Raw genomic sequence first — 24,232 nt, 5'->3', positions numbered from 1 at the left:
TTATAATTTATTAAGGTGTTTCCAAAAAGCTTTTTCCATTGCTTTTTTATCTAAATCTGTGTACACACCAATAGTTCTTTTTGTGTTTTCTTTTGGTGTTTGTAAAGGCGTTATCGTTGCATATTCCGGATTAATTAAAGCCTCAACAAGAGCAACGTCCCACATTACCCATTTTTTCTTTTTAGGATCTTTTTTTGTCCACCAACGATTGTATGTGTCCCAACGATCTACTAAAATATCTTTAATGCCGCCTTTTCCTTTTAACTGCTTATCTATCGTTTTCTTTTTAAAAACTAAATGCTGAGAAGTAGTTGCCGTCATTACATTAAACTCTAAATTAACCGTATTTAAAAGCACATCCACTGCAAGTGGATCATTACCCGAATTGAACTCTTTTTTGTTATACGTGTTTGTTTTTACCGTGTGCCAAAAACCAAGATAATTTACACGGATTTTAGAAATGATAGAAGGATCTTCTAAAATTGCAGAAGCAACATTGGTACAAGATCCTAAAATAACCAAATCTAACTTTTCGTTACCTTCCATTTCGTGTGCTTTTTCTATAATAAATTTAGAAGCTTCCGAAGGAGAAGGCGTTGTCATAGATGCTAACGGAACGTTACTACCTAAAGGCAGTTTAATCTCTGGGCGGTTCATCACTTTAATAATTTGCTCATTAATAGCCTGACTTTCACCAACCGTATTTTCTGTTGCTTGTGGCGATGTATGAAACTGTGCAGAAGTAATACCTAAAAGATTAAATGCAGGTTCATCTATTGCACGAACCAACGCAAAAAGGTCATCAACCTCATTTGCTGTGTCTGCATCTATAATTAAATGTATCGGTTTTTGTTGTGCTTCTGCAAAAGCTGTAACAAATAAAAAAGTTATGAATATATATATCGTTTTCATGTAATTGGTCATTATTATATATGATGTTTAATTTTAAGATGATAACCTAAAGTTTTATATGTAGATTTTAACCCCACATTTTATATGTCGAAAATTATAGGATTACATATCTTTATTTCTAATTTAAAAATTAAATAAATTAATCTTTCTCCCACCAACCTTTACTATTAATATTGTCCCCACCAATCCTTTCTGCAGCTTCTTTATAATTAGCGTTGTTAGAAGCTTGTTCTGACTCTGGATACAAATAACGAACTGGGTAACGGCCTTGATTAAGATTATCTGGACCAGCTACTAAATTAGGAATTCCTGTTCTACGAATATTAAACCAAGCTTCATGACCTACAGAAATTAAACTCAACCATTTTTGAGTCATAATTTTTGTGATATCTTCTTCACTTCCATCTAAAGCAATAGCAGTTCTTGTAAAATAATCTGTAGGAATTTCTGTATTGTAATAATCAAAACTAGCTGCAATTCCGTTTTGGTAATACGTATTTGCATCACCAGAAATAAAACCTTTTACAACAGCTTCTGCCAAAGCAAATTGAGTTTCGGAATATTGCATGTATTGTGCATCTACGCCATTAGGAGTATCTCTAAAAATAGTTCCGAATAAAGAAATATTATTTAAATCTACACCACTAGCGGCAATACTATTACTAGATTGTCCGTTTAATAAACCATGAAATTCTGCGGTTGTATTAGCAGTTGCATTTGTAGGCTTATATAAAACTGCCATTCTAGGATCGTTCCAAGATTTTAAAATTTCTTCTACAGTAATCGTCATGGTATGTTCATTATTAATACCAGAAGCTGCATTAAATAAAGGAAACTGATTTGGTGATGTACTTAAATAAGGAAGAACAGCATTATCGTTGTTAGACTGCATGATGTTACCGGAATCTGCCAAAGCTTGTAAATCTGAAAAATCACTTAAACGTTTACTAATACGCACTAAATAACGGACTTGCAAAGAGTTGGCAAATTTTATCCATTTACTTAAATCGCCATTAAATAAAACATCACCTTCAATAATAGCATTGTTGTTTTCTAATGTTGCTGCAGCATTTTTTAAAGTAGCCAAAATACCTGTTTCAGAATCTGTATAAATACTTTCTTGCGTGTCATATTTAGGCGAAAAAACACCATCAATAGCTCCTAAAGCTGCTGTATACGGAACATCATTCCATAAATCGGTAAGTTGAGAGAATAAATAACTTTTCATAATATCACCAACTGCATTATAAGCACTGTTTGTGGTTTCTGAATTTTGTATCGATTCTATGTCAGAAAGCAAACCAAAAATAGCGTTCCAATACTCGCTATTAGATCCCATTTCATAACGATCTATACGTTCAAATTCAATACTAGCCGAAAATTGAGCTAAATAATTGGCTTGTCTAAAGCCTTGATCGAATGCATTTAAATCTGAAGAAACCGAAAGAACATTGGTTAATAAAAACTGCGGAGCAACAGATTCTGGGTTATTGTTATTTGTATTAATTTCTTCGAAATCTTTAGTACACGCAGTAAAAAATGTACTAAAAATGAAGACTCCTAAAAATATATTTTTATAATTTTTCATTTTCTTAAAATTCAGTTTTAATACTTACTCCTAAACTTCTTGTAGATGGGTATGAGAAATCTTCTACACCCTGTGTTGTACTTTGTCCTTGTAAAGCATTTAGTTCAGGATCAAAGTGAGGGTTTTCTGTAAATAAGAATAAATTACTACCTGTTAACCCTATTTTTATTTTTTGGAAACCAATTCTATTGACTAAGCTTTTATTAAACTTATAATAAATACTTAGTTGTCTTAATTTTAAATAAGAAGCATCGTATAATGCACTTGCCTCATTACCACGATCAAAAAAGCTATTATTGTATGTTTGTGCAGAAACATTAGTAGTGTTTGCAACATACTGTGGTGCTGTATCTGTACCTATATTAACTACACCGTTACCTACAATACCGGTTTCTCTACCTATTAAAGTTTCTTGTAATACACCAGAAGTGCTTCCTAAAGCTTTAGTTCTTGAAACGATTGTTCCTCCTTGTCTCCAGTCGAATAAAAAGGATAGATTTATATTTTTATAGGTGAAATTATTATTAAAACCTACTTGAAAATCTGGATTATAATTTCCTAATAAGCGTAAATTAGGGTCTTGTACAGGTAAACCATTAGCATCATGAAGAATTTCTCCATCAATTTCTACAAAACCAGTACCAAACATATCTCCAACACGACCACCTTCTTGGGCAATATAAAAAACACTATTAGATCCGCCAGAACCAGAAAATACGTCTGCGGAACCTGTTACAAATTGATCTACTCCTTCGGGTAATTCTGTAACAATACTTCTAGAAGTAGAAAAATTCACAGAACTTTCCCATTTAAAATCTTTCTTTTTAATTAGAATACTACTCAATAAAACTTCTAATCCTCTAGTACGAACTTCACCTCCGTTTATATTAAAATTACCGAAACCACTCGCTTGAGAAATAGGACTAGATATAATTTGATCTACACTAGTATTTTGATAAGCAGAAACATCTACTTGCAAACGGTTGTTTAAAAACCAAGCTTCAATACCAGTTTCTAGAGCATTTAATCTTTCTGGTTTTAAATTAGAGTTCTTTAGTACATTCTCATTAGTTACACGAAAATTGGTTCCGTAATTTTGATTTAATAAAAAGTTCTGATTGTTTTGATAAGGATCTGTATCATTACCAACACTAGCACCACTAAAACGAAATTTTAAGAAAGAGATTGCTTCTGGTAATGTCACTAATTTACTAATTAAAGCACTTACTCCTGCAGAATAATATCCAAAAGAATTGTTATTGGCAGGTAAAGTACTACTCCAATCATTTCTATACGAAACATCAAAATAAAGAGCATCTTTATAGTTTAAATTACCAGTTGCATATACACTATTTATTCTTTTAGCAAACGTATTACTTTCTGCAACCAAAGCAGCTTTGGAGTTTGCAAGTGTAAAAATATCTGGAATAGCTAGTTGAGGTGCTAAAGTATAACTGTATTCAATTTCTTGATCAAAACGGTTAGCACCTGCACTTACATTATATTTCCAATTATCATTAATTACATCATCATAAGAGATTAATACATCTGTGTTTAATTCTTTAAAAAACACATTGTCTTCTCTGTAAGAACCTTCTAGATTTGCATTGGTACTTACAGCACGTCTAAATTCTCGTTTATCATTATATGTATCTAAACCAGTACGTACCGTTGCAGTTAATTTGTCTGTAATATTGTAAACGGCAGCGGCGTTTCCTAAAAATCTATTTTTATTAAAACTATTGGTGTTTTCAAAAACAGTTAAATAAGGGTTTGTTAACCAGTTGTAGTTAATATCAAAATGTTGAGAACCTTCTTGTCCTGCTTGCCAATAATTTCTAAAAGAATCAATATTTGCTTGTCTACCTGTCCAATTAAAGCCATAAAGAGGGTTTTCGTATCCGTATCCTAAATTAGGACGGTTACCACTTCTTGTATTAATATAATTAACAAAAGCATTTACATGTAACTTTTCGTGTACTTCTTGGTTTAAACTTAAAGAGATACCATCTCTTTTTAAATCGGTATTAGGTACAATTCCTTCGTTTATTAAATTACTATACGAAAACCTACTACTTCCTTTATCGCCAGAAGAGCTAATAGCAATATTATTTTGTTTAGTAATTCCGGTTTTAAAAAAATTACGTACGTTATTAGGGTTAGAAACCCAAGCAGTAGGTGTAATAGGCGTTAAAGTTCCGTCTGCTTGTGTTCTTGCAATAACGTCTCCAGCACGAACCGTGTTTCCGTTAATATCTACAGATGGACTATCAAACTGGTTGATTAAAAAACCCTGATCTAAACGTGGGCCATAACTACTTAAACCACCATCGTTAACGCCAGCGCCAGCACCATTTTGAAATGAATATTCACCATTAGAACCACCACCATATACATTTTGATAATCTGGTAAGGTTAATAAAGTTTCTAAGGTTAAAGAGCTATTAATACTAACACCTAAACCTTTTTTCTTTTTACCTCTTTTAGTAGTGATTAATACCACTCCGTTAGCGGCTCTTGCACCATATAAAGCAGCAGAACCTGCTCCTTTTAAAATAGAGATAGAAGCAATATCATCTGGACTAATTTCAGAAGCTCCGTTACCATAATCTACTTCTTGTAATGAGCCATCATTTACTAAATCACTTGTAATTTGCTCATTACTAATAGGCACACCATCAACAACAAATAAAGGTTGGTTAGAGCTACTTAAAGAGTTCTCTCCACGAATAACAATACGAGAAGAAGATCCTACACCAGAAGAACCATTGGTTACTTTTACACCAGCAACTTGTCCGGCAAGGCTATTTACCACGTTCGTAAGCGTAACTTCTGTAAGAGCAGCAGGTTTTATAGTGGTTACGGAAGAAACTAAAGATTGTTTTTCTCTTTTAATTCCTAAAGCAGTAATTACAACTTCGTTTAACGTTTCTTGCTGAAATAAAGCCGGAAACAATAGCAATTTTACCACCGACTCTTCATTAGAACGAACATCTACCATATCTGAAATAGTGGTTCCGTATGTTTTATTTCCATCAAAAATAACTTGATAACCATTTAAAACGGGAATGGAGTTAAAAGAAGCTTTACCTAATTCGTTTGTGGTATTTTTTACTTCGTAACCTTGTTGATCGTTAACAAGCGTAACACTTATATTTTTAATTGGTACTTTGGTATTATAATCTATGGCATAAACCACAAGATCTCCTTGGGCGCTTAGGCTAATAGTAAATAGCACAAGTAAGCCGAAAAATAAATTCTTCATTAGTTTGAGTTAAAAATGTATGTAAAATAATAAGTCCTGTTTTTACAGAAAATTGTACTTATAATTAATTACAAACCAATGGAGGTCCTTTATTGTATAGGTGGTTTAAAGAAGCTTCTTTAAATTTTTGTAGAATGAATTTGCTTACTTTTAAAATTACTACTTGTAGGTTTTGTAATAATTTAAGTGCTTCTATTTTTAGAAAAGAAAGAGAAGCAATGTTTTTAGAAATATCTAACTCTTCATCTAAATCATATAAATAAGGAAGTGTAACAGTTGCTATTTCTTTTTCTGATAAAAGTGTTTTTAACTCTTTATATAATGTTGATGATTCCCAAGAAAGCGAAAGAAAATCTGCTGCATTAAATTGGTCTTTACGTAAACCTAAAAGATAGAAACCACCATCGTAAGAAGGACCAATAGGCACCTCTTTGTTCCCAACTGCATTTAACGCAGTACGAAGATGTTTTTTTTCTAAACTTAAAGTATCATTACCAACCGTTATAACATTATCATACCCTTTATTAAAAAGGTCTGAAACAGTATTTACATAACGTTCTCCAAAATTATTTCCTTTTTGATCTTTCTCTGTGTAATGAAAATAGTCTACACCTAAAGAACTAACTTTTTCTTTAATAAGAGCATTCAGTTTGCTAACCGTATCCTTTTTTTGAAGGAAAGGCTTACGTAAATTTTCGGCTTCTTGCGAAAGCGAAAAGATAAGAATAGCAGTCTTAGAATGTTTTAAATCTATCAAAAATCTATTTTAAAATCTAACAGTCGTAATTATATATAGCAAATTACAAAAGCTAAAATAATATTTAACATATAAGTTATTCGTTTTTAGGTAAAAGATTTTAAATTGAAATTTTAGTTCAGAAAATACTAAGATTTAGTAAGTAAACTTAGCCCTGATAGCAGCGGCATCCTTTTTTTTGTTTTTTCAAAAAAAAGATATAGCGAAAAGCAGGAAATAGCTTCTAAAAAAAGTGCTTTTGTTATTCTCTATGTCAAAAAACTGAGGTAATTTTGCAGCGTTCTCATAAAGGGGTGCTTTAAAAAGCTGAGATCATACCCATTGAACCTAGAACAGGTAATGCTGTTTAGGAAACTAGTACTTTAAAAAAGTGTAAAAGCTTTTTATAGGTGCAGAAGTAGAAACTTCAATAATTAATTATTCAACATAAATCACAAGAATAATTACCTCTTTTTATTCGTTTTAAATTTTTTAAAATGAAAAAAATCACATTTTTTTTATTCTTGTTTACAAGCATTCTTGTAAACGCCCAGACATTTACACTTAACGGAAAAGTAGTAGATGAAAATAATAATTCTTTGCCAGGAGCAACTATTTTGGTACAAGAAACTAAAAAAGGAACCGCTACGGATTTTGATGGAAAGTTTAGTGTAGATCTTCTTAAAGGAGCTTATACCATTCAGGTTTCATTTATGGGTTACAAAACAGTTTCTAAAGAAATTTCTTTATCACAAAATAATACAATTGCGTTTTCTTTAGTACCAAATTCAACAGTTTTAGAAGAGGTTTTGGTTTCTGCTGTTCGTGTAAATGCAGATGTGCCTGTTACGTTTTCTAACCTTTCTAAAAAGGAAATTGCAACCCGTAATTTAGGTCAAGATATTCCTATTTTACTAAATTACATGCCTTCTGTGGTTTCTTCTAGTGATGCTGGTGCAGGTGTTGGTTACACATATATGAGCGTTCGTGGTTCTAACGGAGAGCGAATTAATGTTACGGTAAACGGAATACCATATAACGATGCCGAAAGTCATGGTTCTTTTTGGGTAAATTTAAGTGATTTTGCTTCTTCTACTCAGAATTTACAATTACAACGTGGAGTTGGAACCTCTACAAATGGTTCTGGTGCTTTTGGTGCAAGTTTAAATATTTTGACAGATGCGGTTTCTGAAGAGGCTTCTGCAGAAATATCGAACTCTTTTGGTTCTTACGGAACAAGAAAACATACTGTAAAGTTTAGTACTGGTAAAATTAATGAGCACTTTGAAGTTGCCGGACGTTTGTCTAACATTAAATCTGATGGTTATGTAGATAGAGCTTCTGCCGATTTAAAATCTTACTATTTACAAGCAAGTTATACGGATGAAAACACGTTGATAAAAGCAATTACTTTTGGAGGTAAAGAAGTTACTTACCAAGCTTGGGAAGGTTTAACTGCAGATCAATTAAAGGAAGATAGAAGACAAAACCCGTATACGTACGAGAATGAAGTAGATGACTATGACCAAAACCATTATCAATTACATTGGAATGAAAAATTGAATGAAAATTGGTCTACAACCTTAGGTTTAAACTACACAAAAGGTGCTGGTTTTTTTGAGCAATTTAAAGAAGAAAGAGATGCAGCAGATTATGGAAATTTAATTGTTGATGGAACAGATGTAATTGTAAGACGTTGGTTAGAAAATGATTTTTATGTAGTAAACTTTAATACCAATTACAAAACAGATAAACTTAATTTTATTTCTGGAATTTCGTATTCTAATTATACTGGAGATCATTTTGGTGAAGTAATTTGGGGAGAAGATTTAGCGCCAAATGTAAATATTAGAGATCGTTATTATTTTTCTGATGCAAAGAAAACAGACTTTTCAATCTTTGCAAAAGCTACTTTTGATATTAGTGAGAAATTGTCTGGTTATGCAGATTTACAAGGACGTTTTGTTGGTTACCAAACAAAAGGAATTACTTCTGACATTGCTGCTATTAATGTTGATGCTAATTTTAATTTCTTTAACCCAAAGGTTGGATTAACTTATAAGATTAATAACGATAATAACTTATATACTTCTTTTGCGGTAGCAAACAGAGAACCTAATAGGAATGATTTTGAAGGCGGAGTTACAACACACGAAACTTTAAATGATTTAGAATTTGGATGGCGTTTAAAAAAGGAAAGCGTTAAATTAAATACCAACATCTATTATATGGATTATAAAAATCAGTTGGTTTTAACAGGTGCTTTAGATGATGTTGGTGCGCCAGTAAGAGCAACTTCTGGTAACAGTTATAGACTAGGTTTAGAAATTGATGCAGACATTACTTTAAGCGATCAGTTTTCTATAAAACCAAATGCTGCATTTAGTTCTAATAAAAACGAAGACTTTTTTATAACAAGAAACGGAATTGATACACCAGAAAGTTTAGGTAATACAGACTTATCTTTTTCTCCGGAAGTTGTTGCAGGAAACATGTTTATTTACAAGCCTATAGAGAACTTACAGGTTTCATTTTTATCTAAATATGTTGGTAAACAATTTATGAGCAACTTTAGTAGTAAAATTTCTGACAACGATGTTTTAGACGATTATTTTACATCTGACTTAAATATTGTTTATGAAATAAACCCAAATAAGATCTTTAAATCTATTGTATTTTCTGCTTTAATAAATAACATTTTTAATACAGAATATGTAGACAGAGGTTATTATTACACGTATGATGATACTTGGTCTGATCCAAACCAAATTACAACTCTAGACGGTGCCGGTTATTATCCACAAGCTACTAGAAACTTCTTAGTTGGCGTTACTTTAAAGTTTTAAAAAACATCATTTTTAGTCTTTTTTGATTAAAAATAACGCAAAAAACAAACAAAACGAGCATTTTCTATTGAAAATCGGTCGTTTTTTCGTATATTGAAAATTATGAAAAATTCATTTTTATACATCAATAATAACACAAGCATTTATAGTCTCGCTTTTTACGATTTAAAAGGTCATTCTAATAAATCAATTGCACCCGCTTTCTAGTTTTTCTATTCCTTAATTTTTTAAGAAAATTAAATCCGTATTAATCTTCAAATTCATATTAAGTGTTCTTACACTTATTTAAAACTGTACATATGAAAATAATTAAAATACAAAGAAAAACTAAATATCAAAAATACTATTCCTCTGCAATGGGAACTTTAAATTCTAGAGTAACTTATATTAAAAAATATTTTTTAGGAATTCCTATTAAAACCATCCATGAATATCGAGAAACGTATTATGGAGAAGTGAAAACGTGTGATGATTGCAATTTATTTATTTAAAATTAATCTTTAAAAAACCGAAACAATATATGAGACAACTTAAAATTGTAAAACAAGTAACCAATCGTGACGCCAAATCTTTAGAAAAATATTTTCAAGAAATTAGTAAAATTGGGTTAATTACTGCTGATGAAGAAGTAGAATTAGCTTTAGAAATAAAGAAAGGAGACAACAGAGCATTGGATAAACTTGTAAAAGCAAATTTAAGGTTTGTAGTTTCTGTTGCTAAACAATATCAAGGTCAGGGTTTAAAGCTATCTGACTTAATTAATGAAGGCAATTTAGGACTTGTAAAAGCAGCAAAACGTTTTGATGAGACAAGAGGTTTTAAATTTATTTCTTATGCCGTTTGGTGGATTCGTCAAGCAATTATGTCTGCTTTAGCAGAACAATCTCGTATTGTACGCTTGCCTTTAAATAAGATTGGTAGCATTAATAAAATTCGAAAAATATATGCTCGTTTAGAACAAGGAGAACAGCGTATGCCTACCAACAAGGAAATTGCGAAACAGTTAGACATGACAGAAGATGAAGTAGAGCAATCTTTAAAAAATTCTGGTAGACATGTATCTATGGATGCACCGTTTAAAGAAGGTGAAGATACTAATTTATACAATGTTTTACAGTCTGACGAGTCTCCAAGACCCGACAAAAACTTAATGAGTCAATCATTATCCATTGAAATAAACAGAGCTTTAGACACACTTTCTAACAAGGAAGCAAAAGTGATAAAAATGTTTTACGGCATTAATCTTCCGAGTCCTTATAGTTTAACCGAAATTGGAGCAACTATTGATTTATCTAGAGAGAGAGTCCGCCAAGTAAAGCAAAAAGCTATTAGACGCTTACAACATCAATCTAAAACACATCTTTTAAAAACATATTTAGGGTAGACTTTTGTTTATTTTTCACAATATCATTACTAACAAAAGGGAGCAAAATGTTCCCTTTTTATTTTTTGTATACACACCAATAAACTATTCAGCAGTTAACAACAATACAATTTTATTAAAATCTGCTGCACTATTAATGACTGTCCTATACTCTTCATACATAGCAACTTCAATAATATTTTCTTTGTAATATTCGTTGGCTGTTACAGTTAAGATATTTCCTTTTAATTGATAAGAAGATTTAAAAAAGAACAATTCTTTTCCGTCTTTCACATAGGAATTGTTAATATTAATATCATCTAAATTGGTGATTTTATAACCATCAGGAATATGAAGTGTTAAAGTTCTATTATACCCTCTATGAAACTGTCCTTCTAAAGGTAAAACTCTTTCTTTTTCTTGGTACATTTCTATTTGTTGTCCAATTAAATCACCCAACTTAAACAAGTACTTTCTTCCTGCTTTTTCTACAAAACCTTCCGTAGTAAAATCTACTTTTATCTGTAAAGGCTTTATTCCAAACAATTCTGCATCTGCATTTATTAACTCTCTTTTTTCTACATCAAAATCATATGTCATGCTTTCTACAAAACTATCTACCAAGTCATTCCTAGCATCTTTACCCTGAATTAAATGCATAAAAGGCTGTATATTCATTGCGTAATATCCGCTGAAAGCTCTATCTAAATGAACGCTGTTTTCGGTTAAATTATCCTTATTAAAATCGATGGTTACATTCATTACATCCAAAACCTCATCCACTTTTACAGGTTCTATATATTTAATTCTTCCGGTAACCGTTTTTTGATCACCAACAACTCCTTCTTTTAAAAATAGTCCGTAATTATCAGTTACATAAGGAATTGGAAAACCATATCTTGTTCCGGATGCATTTGGAGATAAATACTTTTTTGATGTAGGGAAATACAGTAAAAAGTCGGTTAAAAAATTTGTTGCTTCAAATTCTGGGTCGAACTTAATTTCATTTCTATCAGTTGTTATCACCAATTCGTGCTCAATATTTAAACTTCTTAAAACAGCAATATATAGTTTGATAACTCCACTTTCATTGGCTACTTGCGTCTTTAAAATGAGGTCTAAATCTTCTAAGTCATCATTATAAGTATCTTGCGAATACACCGTTGATTTTATATAAAAATCTAATTTTCTGATACTACTTTCTTGATCTGCATTTTTTGGTAACGCTAATTCCTTTATAAAATCATCCAGTAAATCTTTAGTTTTTTCTGAATATTCAGGATAATAAGAAGCATACACATTTAGTGCAATATTTCTGTAAGAGATAATATCTTCGTCCATATTATCGATATTTTTATCCATTTTATAAACGATGAAACCTCTTGAAGCATTGTAAGGTGCTTGGTATTCGTTTTCTAATTTTTCTACCTTAGAAACATGTAATTTATAATGTATTTTATCTGTACTTAAGGTATCTCTTTCTACATCTGGTAAATTATTATAACTCTTAAATTTAAACAACAAATTACTTGGCGAGAACAAATCGAATTCTACTTGATCTTTATAATATTCATCTTGAATGTAAAACTTTTTACCAGTATAACTTGGCGGCCTTTTTACCACATACATGTATTCAATAAAACTGCCTTTTGTAATGCCTTCTAAAGCAAAATATGTATAGGTATTACCGGTTTCTTCGTCTTCTGCAGTTAGTATTTTAGATTTATCTAAATTGATAATTTTTCCATCAGGAGTAATCACTCTTGCTTTATTTACTTGTGTTTCTGCTTCCGATGAAAACGGTAAGTAGATTTTGTTATACTCCTCAATTGCATCATCAGAATTTAGCCATAAAACTTTGTGTTCTAAATAAAACTCCACTAAATCTTCATTCTGAAAATAAAACTCTGTCACTGTCTTTTCTTTAACAGCAATCATGTCTTCAGAAATTTCTTTATCTACTTTATACTTCGGATTTACCTCCCAATCGTAACTTTCAAAAAAAGGTTTTTCTTGTGCGGTTACAATCTGAAAAATACATAAGAAGGCTATTAATAGGTGAATTTTGTTCTTCATCATTCGTTTATTTAAAATCATGTCTTAATTTTCTCCCTAAATTTATTTCAGGGTCTTAAAATAAGAAGTTGCTATATGAGATTCTGAAATAAATTCAGAATGACACATCATGATTATTGGTCAATTCGTTTTGTTATTATTCTTTTTTTAAAACTACAATTTCTTTATAATTTCTTTCAATTTTTTGAATCTCTTTATTTACTTCTTTTTGTTGCTCTGTCGATAAAACTAAAAAGTTTAATTCAATTTCATGATTGTAAATCACCTCGTTTCCTTTTACTTGGTATGTAATTTTAGAAACTAATAAATCATTCGAAACGGTTAAAGATTCTGGTAAATAATCTACTTTATAACCTTTAGGAATTTCTAACTTAGTGGTATAATTATACTGTTTTTGATACTCGTATTCAATCGCATTTTCTCTATTTTTATCCGTTTTATAAGAAGAAATCTCTTTATTCAAATTTAGGTTGATGTAAATCTCATCACCTAAATTTTTAGCATAATTTTTAATTTCGAAATCGTAATCGACGATAAAATCATTGTCGTAATGATACTTATTCTTTTCTTTAAAATTATTGATTTGAAAGGTGTTATTCCCTTTCCCAAAAATACTTTTGTAGAATTTCTTCAACTTCGTTTCTGAATTTCCAGATTCTAGCGTGTGAAAAATATCAATTTTTGGATATCCAGAAATCGTTATTTCAGAAGCCCCAATAACCCTGCCGTTTTCAATTTTGATATTGGTTACATCTATAATTGCATTTTCTTTAGCAGCTATAATTGGTACCGTTTTAATCTTAAAATCTTTTCCATAACCTACCAATGCTTCTTTTCCTTGAATAAAAGAAGTTGGCATTCCGAACTTAATATACCTACCGGTTGCGTCTAAATAATAGGTTTTCCCATCGTTTTCATAAGAAAGAATCATGTGATTGTCTACAACTGGCGTTGGAACTTCTTTATAAGTATAAGGAATACTTCTGGTACCAATCCATGTTAAATTTCCTTTTACGCCTGCAATTTCTAACATTCTGTATAAAATACTCGAGTTGTCTTTACAATCACCATACTTTTTTCTAAAAACATCATTCGATTCTCTGGGTATAAATCCGCCTAAAGCATACTCAAAAGCAATGTATTTTATGTTTTGTTGCGTCCAATAATAAATAGCTTTTACCTTTTCTAGATCGGTCTTTTTATCCGCAGTAATTTTAGAGACCAAAGCGACTAGTTCTGCACTTGGAGCCTCTGTATTTACATTTTTCACCATCGAATAATACCAATTATACAAATCTGCAACTTCACCTAATAATCTTTTATGCTTGTTCTTAATTTTATAAGAAGTAATGATTGGAACAATGTGTGGCAAAATGGTTTTATAACTTGGTGTATTCGACTCAAATTCATATTTCGGTTGATTGTTTATTGTCCAACTATAAATATCCTTCCCTCCTTTTTTCTCTTTACTGAATGTAATTTGAGCATCAGAAATATTAAACTCCTTAAATTCTAGTGTTACATTTTCATCGGCAATAATGGTTACCTTGTTTTGTTCAACAGGAAAATAATCACCAAAATAAAAAGGCGTTAAAAAACGAGGGTTTTTAATTTCTTGACTATATTTTAACCTAGATTTTGATCCTTTTTTTAAATTTGGATATACAAAGTTTAACAATGTAGAATCATCATGAAAAGACTGATTCAACTCATCTTTTTCTGTAAATTTATCTACTTTATTTTCTACATATTCATTATTATCATAAGAAAAAGAGGATGCCTCTATGTTCTTTAATTCGAAAAAAGCAGAGAAATTTAAGGTGTTTTTTGAGTTGTAAGTTGCAGCATCGTTTAAATACAAATCTTCTTCAATAAACTCTTGATGTATTTGTAAACTATCATTAACAACCGTTATTGTAATAATAGTTTCTTGCTGCAAACGAACTCTTGCATCTTCTGGATGTAGTTTATGATACTTTAAAAATTCAGCAGAAAACTGAGCATTTAAGCTTGTTACAAACAATAAAAAAAATGCAATAAAAACGGATTTATAAATGCTCAACCTTGTTTATTTTTATAAATCTAAAATACAAAAAAGAGAGAACAAAAACCTGAATTTAGGTGCTTGTTCTCTCTTTTTTATGTGTTTTTTAACGTTAGGAATCAATTCTACCAACCGCACAATTCACAAAAGATTTTGCTTTGTGTACAATCGTATTTTTTATTATCATTTCTAAAGATCCTCGTATAGCAATTTTCTAATTAAATTTAGTTTTCTTGCTTCCATTTGTTATATCCGCCTAAAACATTATAGACTTCATAACCATTTTCTTTAAGAATTCTAGAGGCTTTTACACTTCTTTTCCCGCTTCTACAGTATAAATAAACTGGTTTAGATTTGTCTAATTTATTTGAAGCTTTTTCTTTAAAATCAGCATCAAAATAATTTGCAAAAGTAGCTGTTTCTATAGTACCCTCATTTATTTCTGCAGGTGTTCTAACATCCATTAGCTGAATTTTATCTTTAGAAAGTAACTCTTTTAATTCTTGTGTAGAAACAGACTTAACATCTTCTTGTGAATTACAATTTATAAAAAAGAAGCTCATGAATAAAAGGCATAAAACATTTTTCATCATTTTTTATTTTAAAGTTGATGGACAAACAGCTGCTGTTCTTTCTATATTAGAATTTCTTATGGCAGCATAACCGCCAGCAACATCAATTACATTGTGAATACCTCTTGCTTTTAAGATAGAAGCAGCAATTACAGAGCGATAACCACCACCACAATACACATAAAAATCTCCTTTTTCTGGAAACTCAGAGATATGATCATTTAAAAAATCTAACGGTGTATTTTTTGCCACAACTGCATGTTCACTTGCAAATTCACCTGGTTTTCTAGCATCAAAAACCACTGCATTTTCTTTAATTTTATCTTCTAAAACATCAACAGAAACAGACGTTAAGGTATCTATTTCTTTATCCGCTTTTTGCCAAGTATCAAAACTACCTTCTAAATATCCTAAAACATTATCGAAACCAACTCTAGACAAACGGGTAATGGTATCTTCTTCTCTTCCTTCTGGAGCAACTAATAAAATTGGTTGCTTAATATCTTTAATCAATGCACCAACCCAAGGAGCAAAACCGCCATCGATACCAATAAAAATAGATTGCGGAATGAATCCTTTTACAAACTCTGTTTGATGACGAACGTCTAAAACAATTGCACCAGTTTCATTTGCAATGATTTCAAAATCTTTGACAGACAATGGCTTTTCACTGTTTTTAATAACATCATCAATACTTTTATAGCCTTCTTTATTCAACTTTACATTTAAAGGAAAATAAGCTGGAGGAGGCAACAAACCATCAGTTACTTCTTTTATAAACTCTTCTTTAGTCATGTTTGCTCTTAAAGCGTAATTGGTTTCTTTTTGATTACCAATAGTACCAACCGTTTCTTTGCTTAAGTTTTTACCACAAGCAGAACCCGCCCCATGTGCAGGATATACAATAACCTCATCAGCTAAAGTCATTACTTTAGTACGCAAACTATCAAATAAAAAACCTGCTAAATCTTTTTCTGTTACATCACTTTTTTGAGCCAAGTCTGGACGACCAACATCACCTAAAAACAAGGTATCACCACTAAAAAGCGCATGGTCTTTACCGTTTTCATCCTTTAATAAATAACAAGAGCTTTCCATTGTATGACCAGGTGTGTGTAATACCGTAATGGTAATATCTCCTACTTTAAAAACCTGGTTATCTTCTGCTATAATTGCATCGAAATTAGTTGTTGCTGTTGGACCAAATACAATTTGTGCACCCGTTTTTTCTGCCAATGTAACGTGTCCGCTCACAAAATCTGCATGAAAATGCGTTTCGAAAATATATTTAATTTTTGCATCGTTTTTAGCTGCGCTATCTATATAATCTTGTACTTCTCTTAATGGATCTATAATAGCAACTTCGCCATTACTTTCTATGTAGTAAGCCCCTTGAGCTAAACAACCTGTATAAATTTGTTCTATGATCATTTTTATATTTTTAACACCTACAAGGTTTTAAAATTCTGAATTCACTTCAAAAATTTTACTTATAGACTTAGTTACTAATTATTTTTAATGATATGCTTGATGTATATATTTCGCATATTTTTCTTGTTGTTTTCTATCTCCAGTTTTGTAGAATTTTACGGCATCATTAGAGCGCATAAAAAAGTGATTGATATCTATAATTGATAAAATTCCGCTTCTAAATAAGTCGTCTCTTACTGGACCTTTTACGCCTGCTAGTAAAAAAGTAATCCCTTTCTTTTTATAATATTTAATACGCTCTTTTAGCATTTCTACTCCTGTACTATCTACTCTGTTTATGCTTTCTGCATCTAAAACTATCAATTTTAAAGCATCTCCTTTTCTATATGCCATTTCATCTAATTTGTCTCTAAAATAGCTAGAATTTGCGTAAAATATTTGTGCATCAAATCTAAAAATTAAGACATCGTCTTCAATAATAACTTCTTCAAAACGACTTCTATTTCTGTAAAAATTAGAGTTGGGTACTTTCCCTAATTCCGCCACATAAGGTCTAGAGGTTCTATAAATTAACACTATTAAAGACAACCCTACGCCAACAATAATTCCAAATTCGATTCCTAATAATAACGTACCAATAAATGTGGCTAACATCAACCAGAAATCTAAATGATTTGCTCTCCATAAAAAAGCTGCTTCTTTAATATTTACCAAATTAAAAACGGCTACTATAATAATTGCTGCCAAGACTGTTTTTGGTAAATGATAAAATAACGGTGTTAAAAATAATAGCGTAATAACAACCATTACAACAGAAATTAAAGCTGCCATACCTGTTCTTGCTCCACTTTCTTGGTTAATTGCAGAACGAGAAAAACTAGAAGTAGTTGGATATGCTTTAAACAGCGACCCCACCATATTACTAATTCCTAAAGCTATTAATTCTTGATTGGGTCTTATTCTATATTCATCTTGTTTTGCTTCTAACGATTTTCCTATAGAAATGGTTTCTAAATAGCCAACCATTACCAACGTAAATGCAATTGGTAATAACTCTCTTATTAAGTCAATATCAAACTCTGGAATTCCGAAAATCGGCAACCCAGAAGGAATGTCTTTTACAATAGAAACATCACCAAAAGAAGCTCCAAAATACTTTAGCACTACAATTCCTAAAATAACAACTATTAAGGCGCTTGGTATTTTTTTATTGATTTTTCTGAGGATGATAATAATCACGACAGAAATTAATCCGATAATAGTTGTTGGGTGATTAAAATTGTTAATCCTACCAAAAACATCTGCTACAACATACTGCAATTGATCACTTTGCACAAAATCTACTCCAAATAAATTCCGAAATTGATTGAACCCAATAATTAACGCTACCGCGGATGTAAAACCAGTAATAACGGGCTTTGATAGAAAGTTTACAATAAACCCCAAACTAAAAACACCCATTAAAAATTGGATTGCCCCCACCATTAAAGCTAACAAAACAGCTATTGCTATGTAACTCTCAGAACCTGCCAAAGCTAGGGTAGATACTCCTGTTGCCACAATTAAAGAATCCATTGCTACAGGACCAATGGCTACTTGCCTTGATGATCCAAAAATAGCATACATAACTTGGGGTACCAAAGCACAATACAAACCGTAAATTGGTGGTAAACCTGCAATTAAAGCATATGCAATTCCTTGCGGAATTAAAATAATACCAACAGTTATACCAGCCAATAAATCTCCCTTAAAAAGAGATGTATTGTAGTTTGGTAACCATTCTAAAATTGGTATTATCTTTTTTATATTCATTAGCCCATACTAACCTTCCAAAAGGGAAGGAATTCTTATTTTTTTTCTCTTTTCTCTAAATATTAAAACAATTCCCCTTGACTTTTTCCTTTAACTCTTCCTAAATGTGTATATGCTAATTCGGTTACTTCTCTTCCTCTTGGAGTTCTCATGATAAAACCTTGCTGAATTAAAAAAGGTTCGTACACTTCTTCAATAGTTTCTGTATTCTCTGAAACTGCTGTTGCAATGGTGCTTAAGCCAACTGGTCCTCCTTTAAACTTATCGATAATGGTCATTAGAATCTTATTATCCATTTCATCTAAACCGTGTGCATCAACATTTAATGCTTTTAAGGCATATTTTGCAATTTCTATGGTAATACTTCCATCCCCTTTGATTTGTGCAAAATCTCTAACTCTTCTTAATAAAGCATTTGCAATTCTTGGTGTTCCTCTACTTCTACCCGCAATTTCTATTGCAGATTCCATAGAAATAGGAACTCCTAAAATGTGTGAACTTCTTTGAATAATTGTGGTTAACAATTCTGTTTTGTAATAATGTAATCTACTGCTTATTCCAAAACGAGCTCTCATTGGAGCGGTTAACAAACCAGATCTAGTTGTTGCTCCAATTAATGTAAAAGGTTCTAAATTTATTTGAACTGTTCTGGCATTTGGGCCAGATTCTATCATAATATCAATTTTATAATCTTCCATTGCAGAGTATAAATATTCTTCTACAATAGGACTTAATCTATGAATTTCATCAATAAATAAAACGTCACGTTCATCTAGGTTTGTTAATAAACCCGCCAAATCTCCAGGCTTGTCTAAAACAGGACCAGAAGTAACTTTTATCCCTACTTCTAATTCATTTGCTAAAATATGTGCTAAAGTTGTTTTCCCTAAACCTGGAGGTCCGTGAAAAAGTGTATGATCTAAAGCTTCTCCTCTTTGATTTGCTGCTTCCACAAATATTTTTAGGTTATCTATGGCCTGATCTTGTCCTGTAAAATCATCAAAAGAAAGTGGACGTAATTTTTTTTCTACGTCTAAATCTTCATTAGATAAGTTGTCGTTTTCAGGATTTAAGTTTTCATTCATAACTACAAAGATAATTGATTTTAAAGTACAGTTTTGTAAGATTTGTTACATAACAAAAAAACCTTTCTTATTCAGAAAGGTTTTTTATAATACAGTATCTAATTTTTTATTTTTTTAAGACCTTATTCGTAAATATACCTTGGTTTGTTTTTACATTAACAATGTATATAGATGTTGGTAAATTACCCAACTTTAAGTCAATCTTTTCATTAGAAACATTTGGTGTCCAAGTTTTTATTTGTTGTCCTAACACATTAAATAGTTCTACATTTTCTATAAAAAGATTGGTATTGTTAAGTATTGATATTGCATTCGAATTGTCATCCAAATAAACTCTTAAACTAAAATCTAAAACCTCATCAGAAACTGATAACACATTAGCTTCATTAAAGGTGATAAAAAAACGATCCTTATAAGTTCCTTTAGCCAACTCTAATTCCACCATCTCATCTTCTTTTAATTCTTTAGTGGTATTTTCTAAAGCATCTAATAAGTAAATTTTACGGTTAATATTTTCTAATTCATCTATTCTTATAAAAAGAGGTTCATCAGAATCAACAAGAATTGTAAGTGGCACTTTTAAAGCATCATTTATGCTCTCAACTCCTGCAATAGCTAATTTCTTATGATCCATTTCATCAAAATCCCAATAGACATCAGACGACTGGACATCTATCATTACACTTTCATAACCATAATCAAAACCATAAGAATGATTTTCATTAAATGAAATACCTATTTGCCTATGAAGCTTTAGATAGTCTTTGTTTGTAAAATCTAACCCTAATTTTAAAATAGGAAGCGAACTATTAGTTGTTTTCTTCTCTTCTGTTTTAAAGAAATGAGGTTCAGTTAACTGATAACTTCTTTGCTTGTTATTAAAATTAATGGTTCCTCCATCTGCATCTGAAAAAACAAAAAATCCCTGACCTACAGCAATGTATCTTGTTGGTGTATTATACGAGTAAGAATCTGTTAATCCGTTTGTACCAACAACACTTGTAGCAGCTGTTGCCATAGAAAAAGTTAATTGTGCATAACCACCTTCATAACCTGCTTTTATGTGCCCTTGATCTGTTGCTTCTCCAGAATGTTCCCAAAAATAAAGGGTCCCATCAATAGTGTCTTCATTATTTAATATAAATGCTTTTCCATCTAAAGTACCTGCATATGGGTTTCCTAAAAGACTATTGGTATCTGCAGATAAGTTAAATGAAATATCTCCATCTAATGGACTTCCAGAAAATGTAAAATATTGTGCATTAGCACCTGTACCTTTCATAATATATCCTAAACCCTTAGATAAATAACCCGTTTCTTTTAATTGCACCCAATCGTTATTTCCTGTACTATTAAAGTAAGCCCAAATCCAATAACTAGCTATTTGTATAGGACTCGCAACAGCCCCGTCGTAACCACCAACAAAATTAATATCTGTAATTGTTGAACTAGCAGTAAGCTCACCTCCAGCATCTTTCATAATTTCTGAAACTCTATACGTATTTCCGCCAATAAACTCTACCACTGGTGATGACCAATAATTATACCTGAACACATTAGGAACCTCGCTTTTTTGATCTATTAATAGTTTTCCATTGCCGGTTACATTACGATTACCATCGTGTACTTGAACAAACTGTCCAGTACCTAAAATTCTAATCTGTGCATTTACATTAATATTCGTGTTGTTTAAAACAATTAACGCATTATCACTAACACTTAACACATTACTACCTTGCACATCTAATATTCTTGCATTTAAATTACCTGTAGAATGCGTATACGTTTCTCTAACAATTACACTTCTAGACTTATCTGGAAAACCATTACTCCACGCAGCTCCTGTAAGAATAGTTGGACTTATTCTATGCAAACCTAAACCACAATTTGTTTCATTAATTGGTGTTTTTACTTCTGATAAAAGCGGCCCATTTGCATGTCTTACAATTGCAGGAATTGGATCTGAATCTCCAACTACTTCTATTGAATCATCTACAAAAGAAAGCCATTCTGCCACAGTAAAAGTCGTATTTGCTTTTGTTATTTCATCGATACGAACCAAAGATGTTGTGTTACTAATATTCTTAACAACATCATATCTATTTTCCCAAGCAGAGGCATTTATGGTTTTTGAAAGGATTAAAGTGTCGTCTCCATCTGCTAAATCCGCAATACTAGCATCTGTTATTTCTATAGGATTATTTATAAAAGTAACTTCCGGAAGTGATGCAACAGATTTTATAACAACAGAGCCACCTGCAGGTATACTTGTTATTGTTAAATCTGCCGTAGGCGAAATAGCACTTGCAGAAGTAATCCCTAAATCTTTAAATAAAACTAAACTGATATTAGTTACAGTTGTTGTTCCAATATTTGTTAATTCAATGGCGTTACCTGACGCCGTTTGATAAACTTGACTAATAATTACAGGCAGCAAACTACAACTTGAATCTTGTACTAAATCATCTTGACTACTTCCTAATAATTGACCATTACTAGTTGCTACAACAGGAATACCTTTTTCATCTACATCTCCTTTTAATCGATTGTTACCATCTACATCTGCAAAAGTAAAAGTAGCACCACCTTCTAAAGCATCCGGACAACCATCTCCATCTGCATCCACATCAAATTGATCTATAATTCCGTCTAAATCGAGATCATATCGATCATCTATATCATCTGAATTAGAGTCCACGAAACCACTAAGACTTGGATCTTTATAATCTATAATTCCGTTTTTATTTGTATCTGCAATTGGGTTTCCGCTATATGCATTTTCTGCAGTATCTAAAACACCATCGTTATCGTCATCTAAGTCAATAATATCAATAACTCCATCTAAATCAGTATCAGTAGTATCACAAGCTAAAACACTTCCATTTTGGCTATCACCAATATCTTGTCCTGCTCCAGCACCAGCTTCTGTTAAAGTTGGTATTCCTTGTGCATTTACTGTTCCGATAATTACAAAACTAGCATCTAAATCCGTTTGCTTAACAGTACCTGTTGCTTCTAAAGCATCCGGACAACCGTCTCCATCACTATCTAAATCTAAATAATTAGCAATTCCGTCTCCATCAAAATCTCCAGTTCCTTCAATAGTATCTAAAATACCATCATTATCATCATCTAAATCATCCGTATCTTTTACACCATCACAATCATTGTCTTCACCGGCTTCAGATATTGTTTGTGTATTATTACTTGGATCACTATCTGGTTGAAACACCCCCGTTGCTGTAGCTGTAAAACTGATAGGAAATGAAGCCGTACTTACAGAAGTATTAACCGTTAACGTAACACTTTCTCCTACTGATAAATTATCAATAGTCCAGGTATTATTCGTATTATTAAAACTTGCTGATAAAGGAGAAACACCTGATTCAGAAAAAACTGCGGAGTTACTTGTTGCTGTCATACCAACTGGAATTGTAAAATCTACCTCAAAATCTTTTGATAGTTCGGTTGCAGATAAATTAGTTATCGTTGTTGTAAAATTAGCCGTAGTAGGCGCACAAAAATCATCTGCAGAAATCATTGAATTTGATACTTCTAAATCTGTTGCTGGTAGCAATATTTTTATCGCATCAGAATTATATGCCGTAAAAGCTATATCTGTATTACCAGATGTAGTGTGTACAAAATTAGTTATCTGGTTAAAATTACTCGTTGTTATGCCAAAATCGCTTAAATTGATAGATAGAACTCTTAAATCTCTATAGGTATCTATGCCAAATGTACTTTTAACCAAACCTGTAGAAGGGTTGATTCTATAAATAGTCCAATCTGTTCCTCCAACAACAGCAACATTTCCAAAGGAAACGTTTATTTCTGTACCTACTATATTCCCTGCACTGTCTATAAATTTAAACTTATCGGTATTACCAGGAGACCCTGTTTGGGTAACAATAATGTCTGGCAATGCATCGTTTATACTTACTGCTTGATTTATTACAATGGCATCGTATATGATTACTTGACTTTTTATATTAAAAAAATTGGTAGCTAATTCTAAACCACTACTACCATCTCTAACAAAAAATGAAGGAACAATAGGGCTAAATGTTTTTATATAATCTGTTGCACTATTATTTTGAGAAACTCCCCCCCAATTAGTTCCAATACCAATTAATTCTTCCGATTTATAATCAATAGAAGCAGGCATTGGAAATGAGACAAAACTTCCGCTTGTAAATGTTATATTATTTGCTGTTAAAATTGCATCATTAACACCGGTAGAATACGTAGCACCATCTACACTAAACCCTAATAAATTATTAGAATCATCATAAGTAACTTGTGTAGCCGTTGTAGAAGTATAAAAACCTCCATTATCACCATAAACAGCGGTTACAGCATGTTGCGCACTCGAAGAAAAAGAAGTGCTTAATAAAACGAAGAAAAAAAGATAGAGATAAAAAAAATTACTAAAATTTAGACGTATGGAGAGGTGATTTTTCAATTATGTATATTTTAATAAAACTAATTTCTTGATAAAT

At 31.5% G+C, this 24,232-nt stretch carries 14 protein-coding genes and 1 riboswitch; of the genes, 3 read left to right on the top strand and 11 right to left on the bottom strand.

Annotation, left to right across the window (positions count from 1 at the left end):
- From H0I29_RS07880 to H0I29_RS07865, 4 genes are all read right to left on the bottom strand, one after another.
- Complete coding sequence (locus H0I29_RS07880; protein WP_218755002.1) at nt 1-912, bottom strand: nucleoside hydrolase; 912 nt, start codon at nt 910-912, stop codon at nt 1-3.
- Between the two features lie 139 nt (nt 913-1,051).
- Nucleotides 1,052-2,500, bottom strand: a complete 1,449-nt coding sequence (locus H0I29_RS07875) for a SusD/RagB family nutrient-binding outer membrane lipoprotein (protein ID WP_218755001.1) — start codon at nt 2,498-2,500, stop codon at nt 1,052-1,054.
- Between the two features lie 4 nt (nt 2,501-2,504).
- Nucleotides 2,505-5,765 (bottom strand): SusC/RagA family TonB-linked outer membrane protein, encoded by a 3,261-nt coding sequence (locus H0I29_RS07870; protein WP_254712725.1) that lies wholly within the window; start codon nt 5,763-5,765, stop codon nt 2,505-2,507.
- A gap of 64 nt (nt 5,766-5,829) precedes the next feature.
- Nucleotides 5,830-6,522, bottom strand: coding sequence for a DUF2064 domain-containing protein (locus H0I29_RS07865; protein ID WP_218755000.1), 693 nt, complete (start codon nt 6,520-6,522; stop codon nt 5,830-5,832).
- 279 nt (nt 6,523-6,801) lie between these two features.
- Nucleotides 6,802-6,892, top strand: a riboswitch (TPP riboswitch).
- 106 nt (nt 6,893-6,998) lie between these two features.
- On the opposite strand from H0I29_RS07865, the gene H0I29_RS07860 reads away from it, so the two are divergent.
- From H0I29_RS07860 to H0I29_RS07850, 3 genes are all read left to right on the top strand, one after another.
- Nucleotides 6,999-9,347 carry a TonB-dependent receptor gene (locus tag H0I29_RS07860; RefSeq protein ID WP_218754999.1) on the top strand — a complete coding sequence of 783 codons (2,349 nt, stop codon included), beginning with the start codon at nt 6,999-7,001 and terminating at the stop codon, nt 9,345-9,347.
- 299 nt (nt 9,348-9,646) lie between these two features.
- On the top strand, nt 9,647-9,838 hold the full coding sequence (locus tag H0I29_RS07855; RefSeq protein ID WP_208890862.1) for a hypothetical protein: 192 nt from the start codon (nt 9,647-9,649) through the stop codon (nt 9,836-9,838).
- Nucleotides 9,839-9,867: 29 nt separating this feature from the next.
- Entirely contained in the window at nt 9,868-10,731 is an 864-nt protein-coding gene (locus tag H0I29_RS07850) for an RNA polymerase sigma factor RpoD/SigA (RefSeq protein WP_218754998.1), read from the top strand.
- Between the two features lie 84 nt (nt 10,732-10,815).
- On the opposite strand, the gene H0I29_RS07845 is transcribed toward H0I29_RS07850, so the two are convergent.
- The 7 genes from H0I29_RS07845 to H0I29_RS07815 all read right to left on the bottom strand — a co-directional run bounded on the left by H0I29_RS07845 (nt 10,816) and on the right by H0I29_RS07815 (nt 24,195).
- Entirely contained in the window at nt 10,816-12,789 is a 1,974-nt protein-coding gene (locus H0I29_RS07845; protein WP_254712724.1) for a DUF3857 domain-containing protein, read from the bottom strand.
- A 133-nt stretch (nt 12,790-12,922) separates the two neighbouring features.
- On the bottom strand, nt 12,923-14,848 hold the full coding sequence (locus H0I29_RS07840; protein WP_254712723.1) for a transglutaminase family protein: 1,926 nt from the start codon (nt 14,846-14,848) through the stop codon (nt 12,923-12,925).
- Nucleotides 14,849-15,054: 206 nt separating this feature from the next.
- The gene (locus tag H0I29_RS07835) at nt 15,055-15,423 is read right to left on the bottom strand and encodes a rhodanese-like domain-containing protein (protein WP_254712722.1); all 369 of its coding nucleotides are present in this window, start codon (nt 15,421-15,423) and stop codon (nt 15,055-15,057) included.
- A gap of 3 nt (nt 15,424-15,426) precedes the next feature.
- Nucleotides 15,427-16,833, bottom strand: a complete 1,407-nt coding sequence (locus H0I29_RS07830; protein ID WP_218754997.1) for a rhodanese-like domain-containing protein — start codon at nt 16,831-16,833, stop codon at nt 15,427-15,429.
- Nucleotides 16,834-16,917: 84 nt separating this feature from the next.
- Nucleotides 16,918-18,645: a SulP family inorganic anion transporter gene (locus H0I29_RS07825; protein WP_218754996.1), complete on the bottom strand. Its 1,728-nt coding sequence runs from the start codon at nt 18,643-18,645 to the stop codon at nt 16,918-16,920.
- 62 nt (nt 18,646-18,707) lie between these two features.
- Complete coding sequence (gene ruvB / locus H0I29_RS07820) at nt 18,708-19,730, bottom strand: Holliday junction branch migration DNA helicase RuvB (protein ID WP_218732259.1); 1,023 nt, start codon at nt 19,728-19,730, stop codon at nt 18,708-18,710.
- Nucleotides 19,731-19,836: 106 nt separating this feature from the next.
- Nucleotides 19,837-24,195: a T9SS type A sorting domain-containing protein gene (locus tag H0I29_RS07815; protein ID WP_218754995.1), complete on the bottom strand. Its 4,359-nt coding sequence runs from the start codon at nt 24,193-24,195 to the stop codon at nt 19,837-19,839.
- Nucleotides 24,196-24,232 lie beyond the last annotated feature (37 nt).

This window comes from Polaribacter sp. R2A056_3_33 (assembly GCF_019278485.1).
Lineage (GTDB): Bacteria > Bacteroidota > Bacteroidia > Flavobacteriales > Flavobacteriaceae > Polaribacter.
This window is presented reverse-complemented; position numbering and strand designations above follow the sequence as displayed.

What these genes read in the sequence shown, in the direction of transcription:
- H0I29_RS07860 (WP_218754999.1), top strand. Translation starts at nt 6,999, where the DNA reads ATGAAAAAAATCACATTTTTTTTATTCTTGTTTACAAGCATTCTTGTA.
- H0I29_RS07855 (WP_208890862.1), top strand. Translation starts at nt 9,647, where the DNA reads ATGAAAATAATTAAAATACAAAGAAAAACTAAATATCAAAAATACTAT.
- ruvB (WP_218732259.1), bottom strand. Translation starts at nt 19,730, where the DNA reads ATGAATGAAAACTTAAATCCTGAAAACGACAACTTATCTAATGAAGAT.
- H0I29_RS07850 (WP_218754998.1), top strand. Translation starts at nt 9,868, where the DNA reads ATGAGACAACTTAAAATTGTAAAACAAGTAACCAATCGTGACGCCAAA.
- H0I29_RS07835 (WP_254712722.1), bottom strand. Translation starts at nt 15,423, where the DNA reads ATGATGAAAAATGTTTTATGCCTTTTATTCATGAGCTTCTTTTTTATA.
- H0I29_RS07845 (WP_254712724.1), bottom strand. Translation starts at nt 12,789, where the DNA reads ATGATGAAGAACAAAATTCACCTATTAATAGCCTTCTTATGTATTTTT.
- H0I29_RS07880 (WP_218755002.1), bottom strand. Translation starts at nt 912, where the DNA reads ATGAAAACGATATATATATTCATAACTTTTTTATTTGTTACAGCTTTT.
- H0I29_RS07830 (WP_218754997.1), bottom strand. Translation starts at nt 16,833, where the DNA reads ATGATCATAGAACAAATTTATACAGGTTGTTTAGCTCAAGGGGCTTAC.
- H0I29_RS07875 (WP_218755001.1), bottom strand. Translation starts at nt 2,500, where the DNA reads ATGAAAAATTATAAAAATATATTTTTAGGAGTCTTCATTTTTAGTACA.
- H0I29_RS07870 (WP_254712725.1), bottom strand. Translation starts at nt 5,765, where the DNA reads ATGAAGAATTTATTTTTCGGCTTACTTGTGCTATTTACTATTAGCCTA.
- H0I29_RS07825 (WP_218754996.1), bottom strand. Translation starts at nt 18,645, where the DNA reads ATGAATATAAAAAAGATAATACCAATTTTAGAATGGTTACCAAACTAC.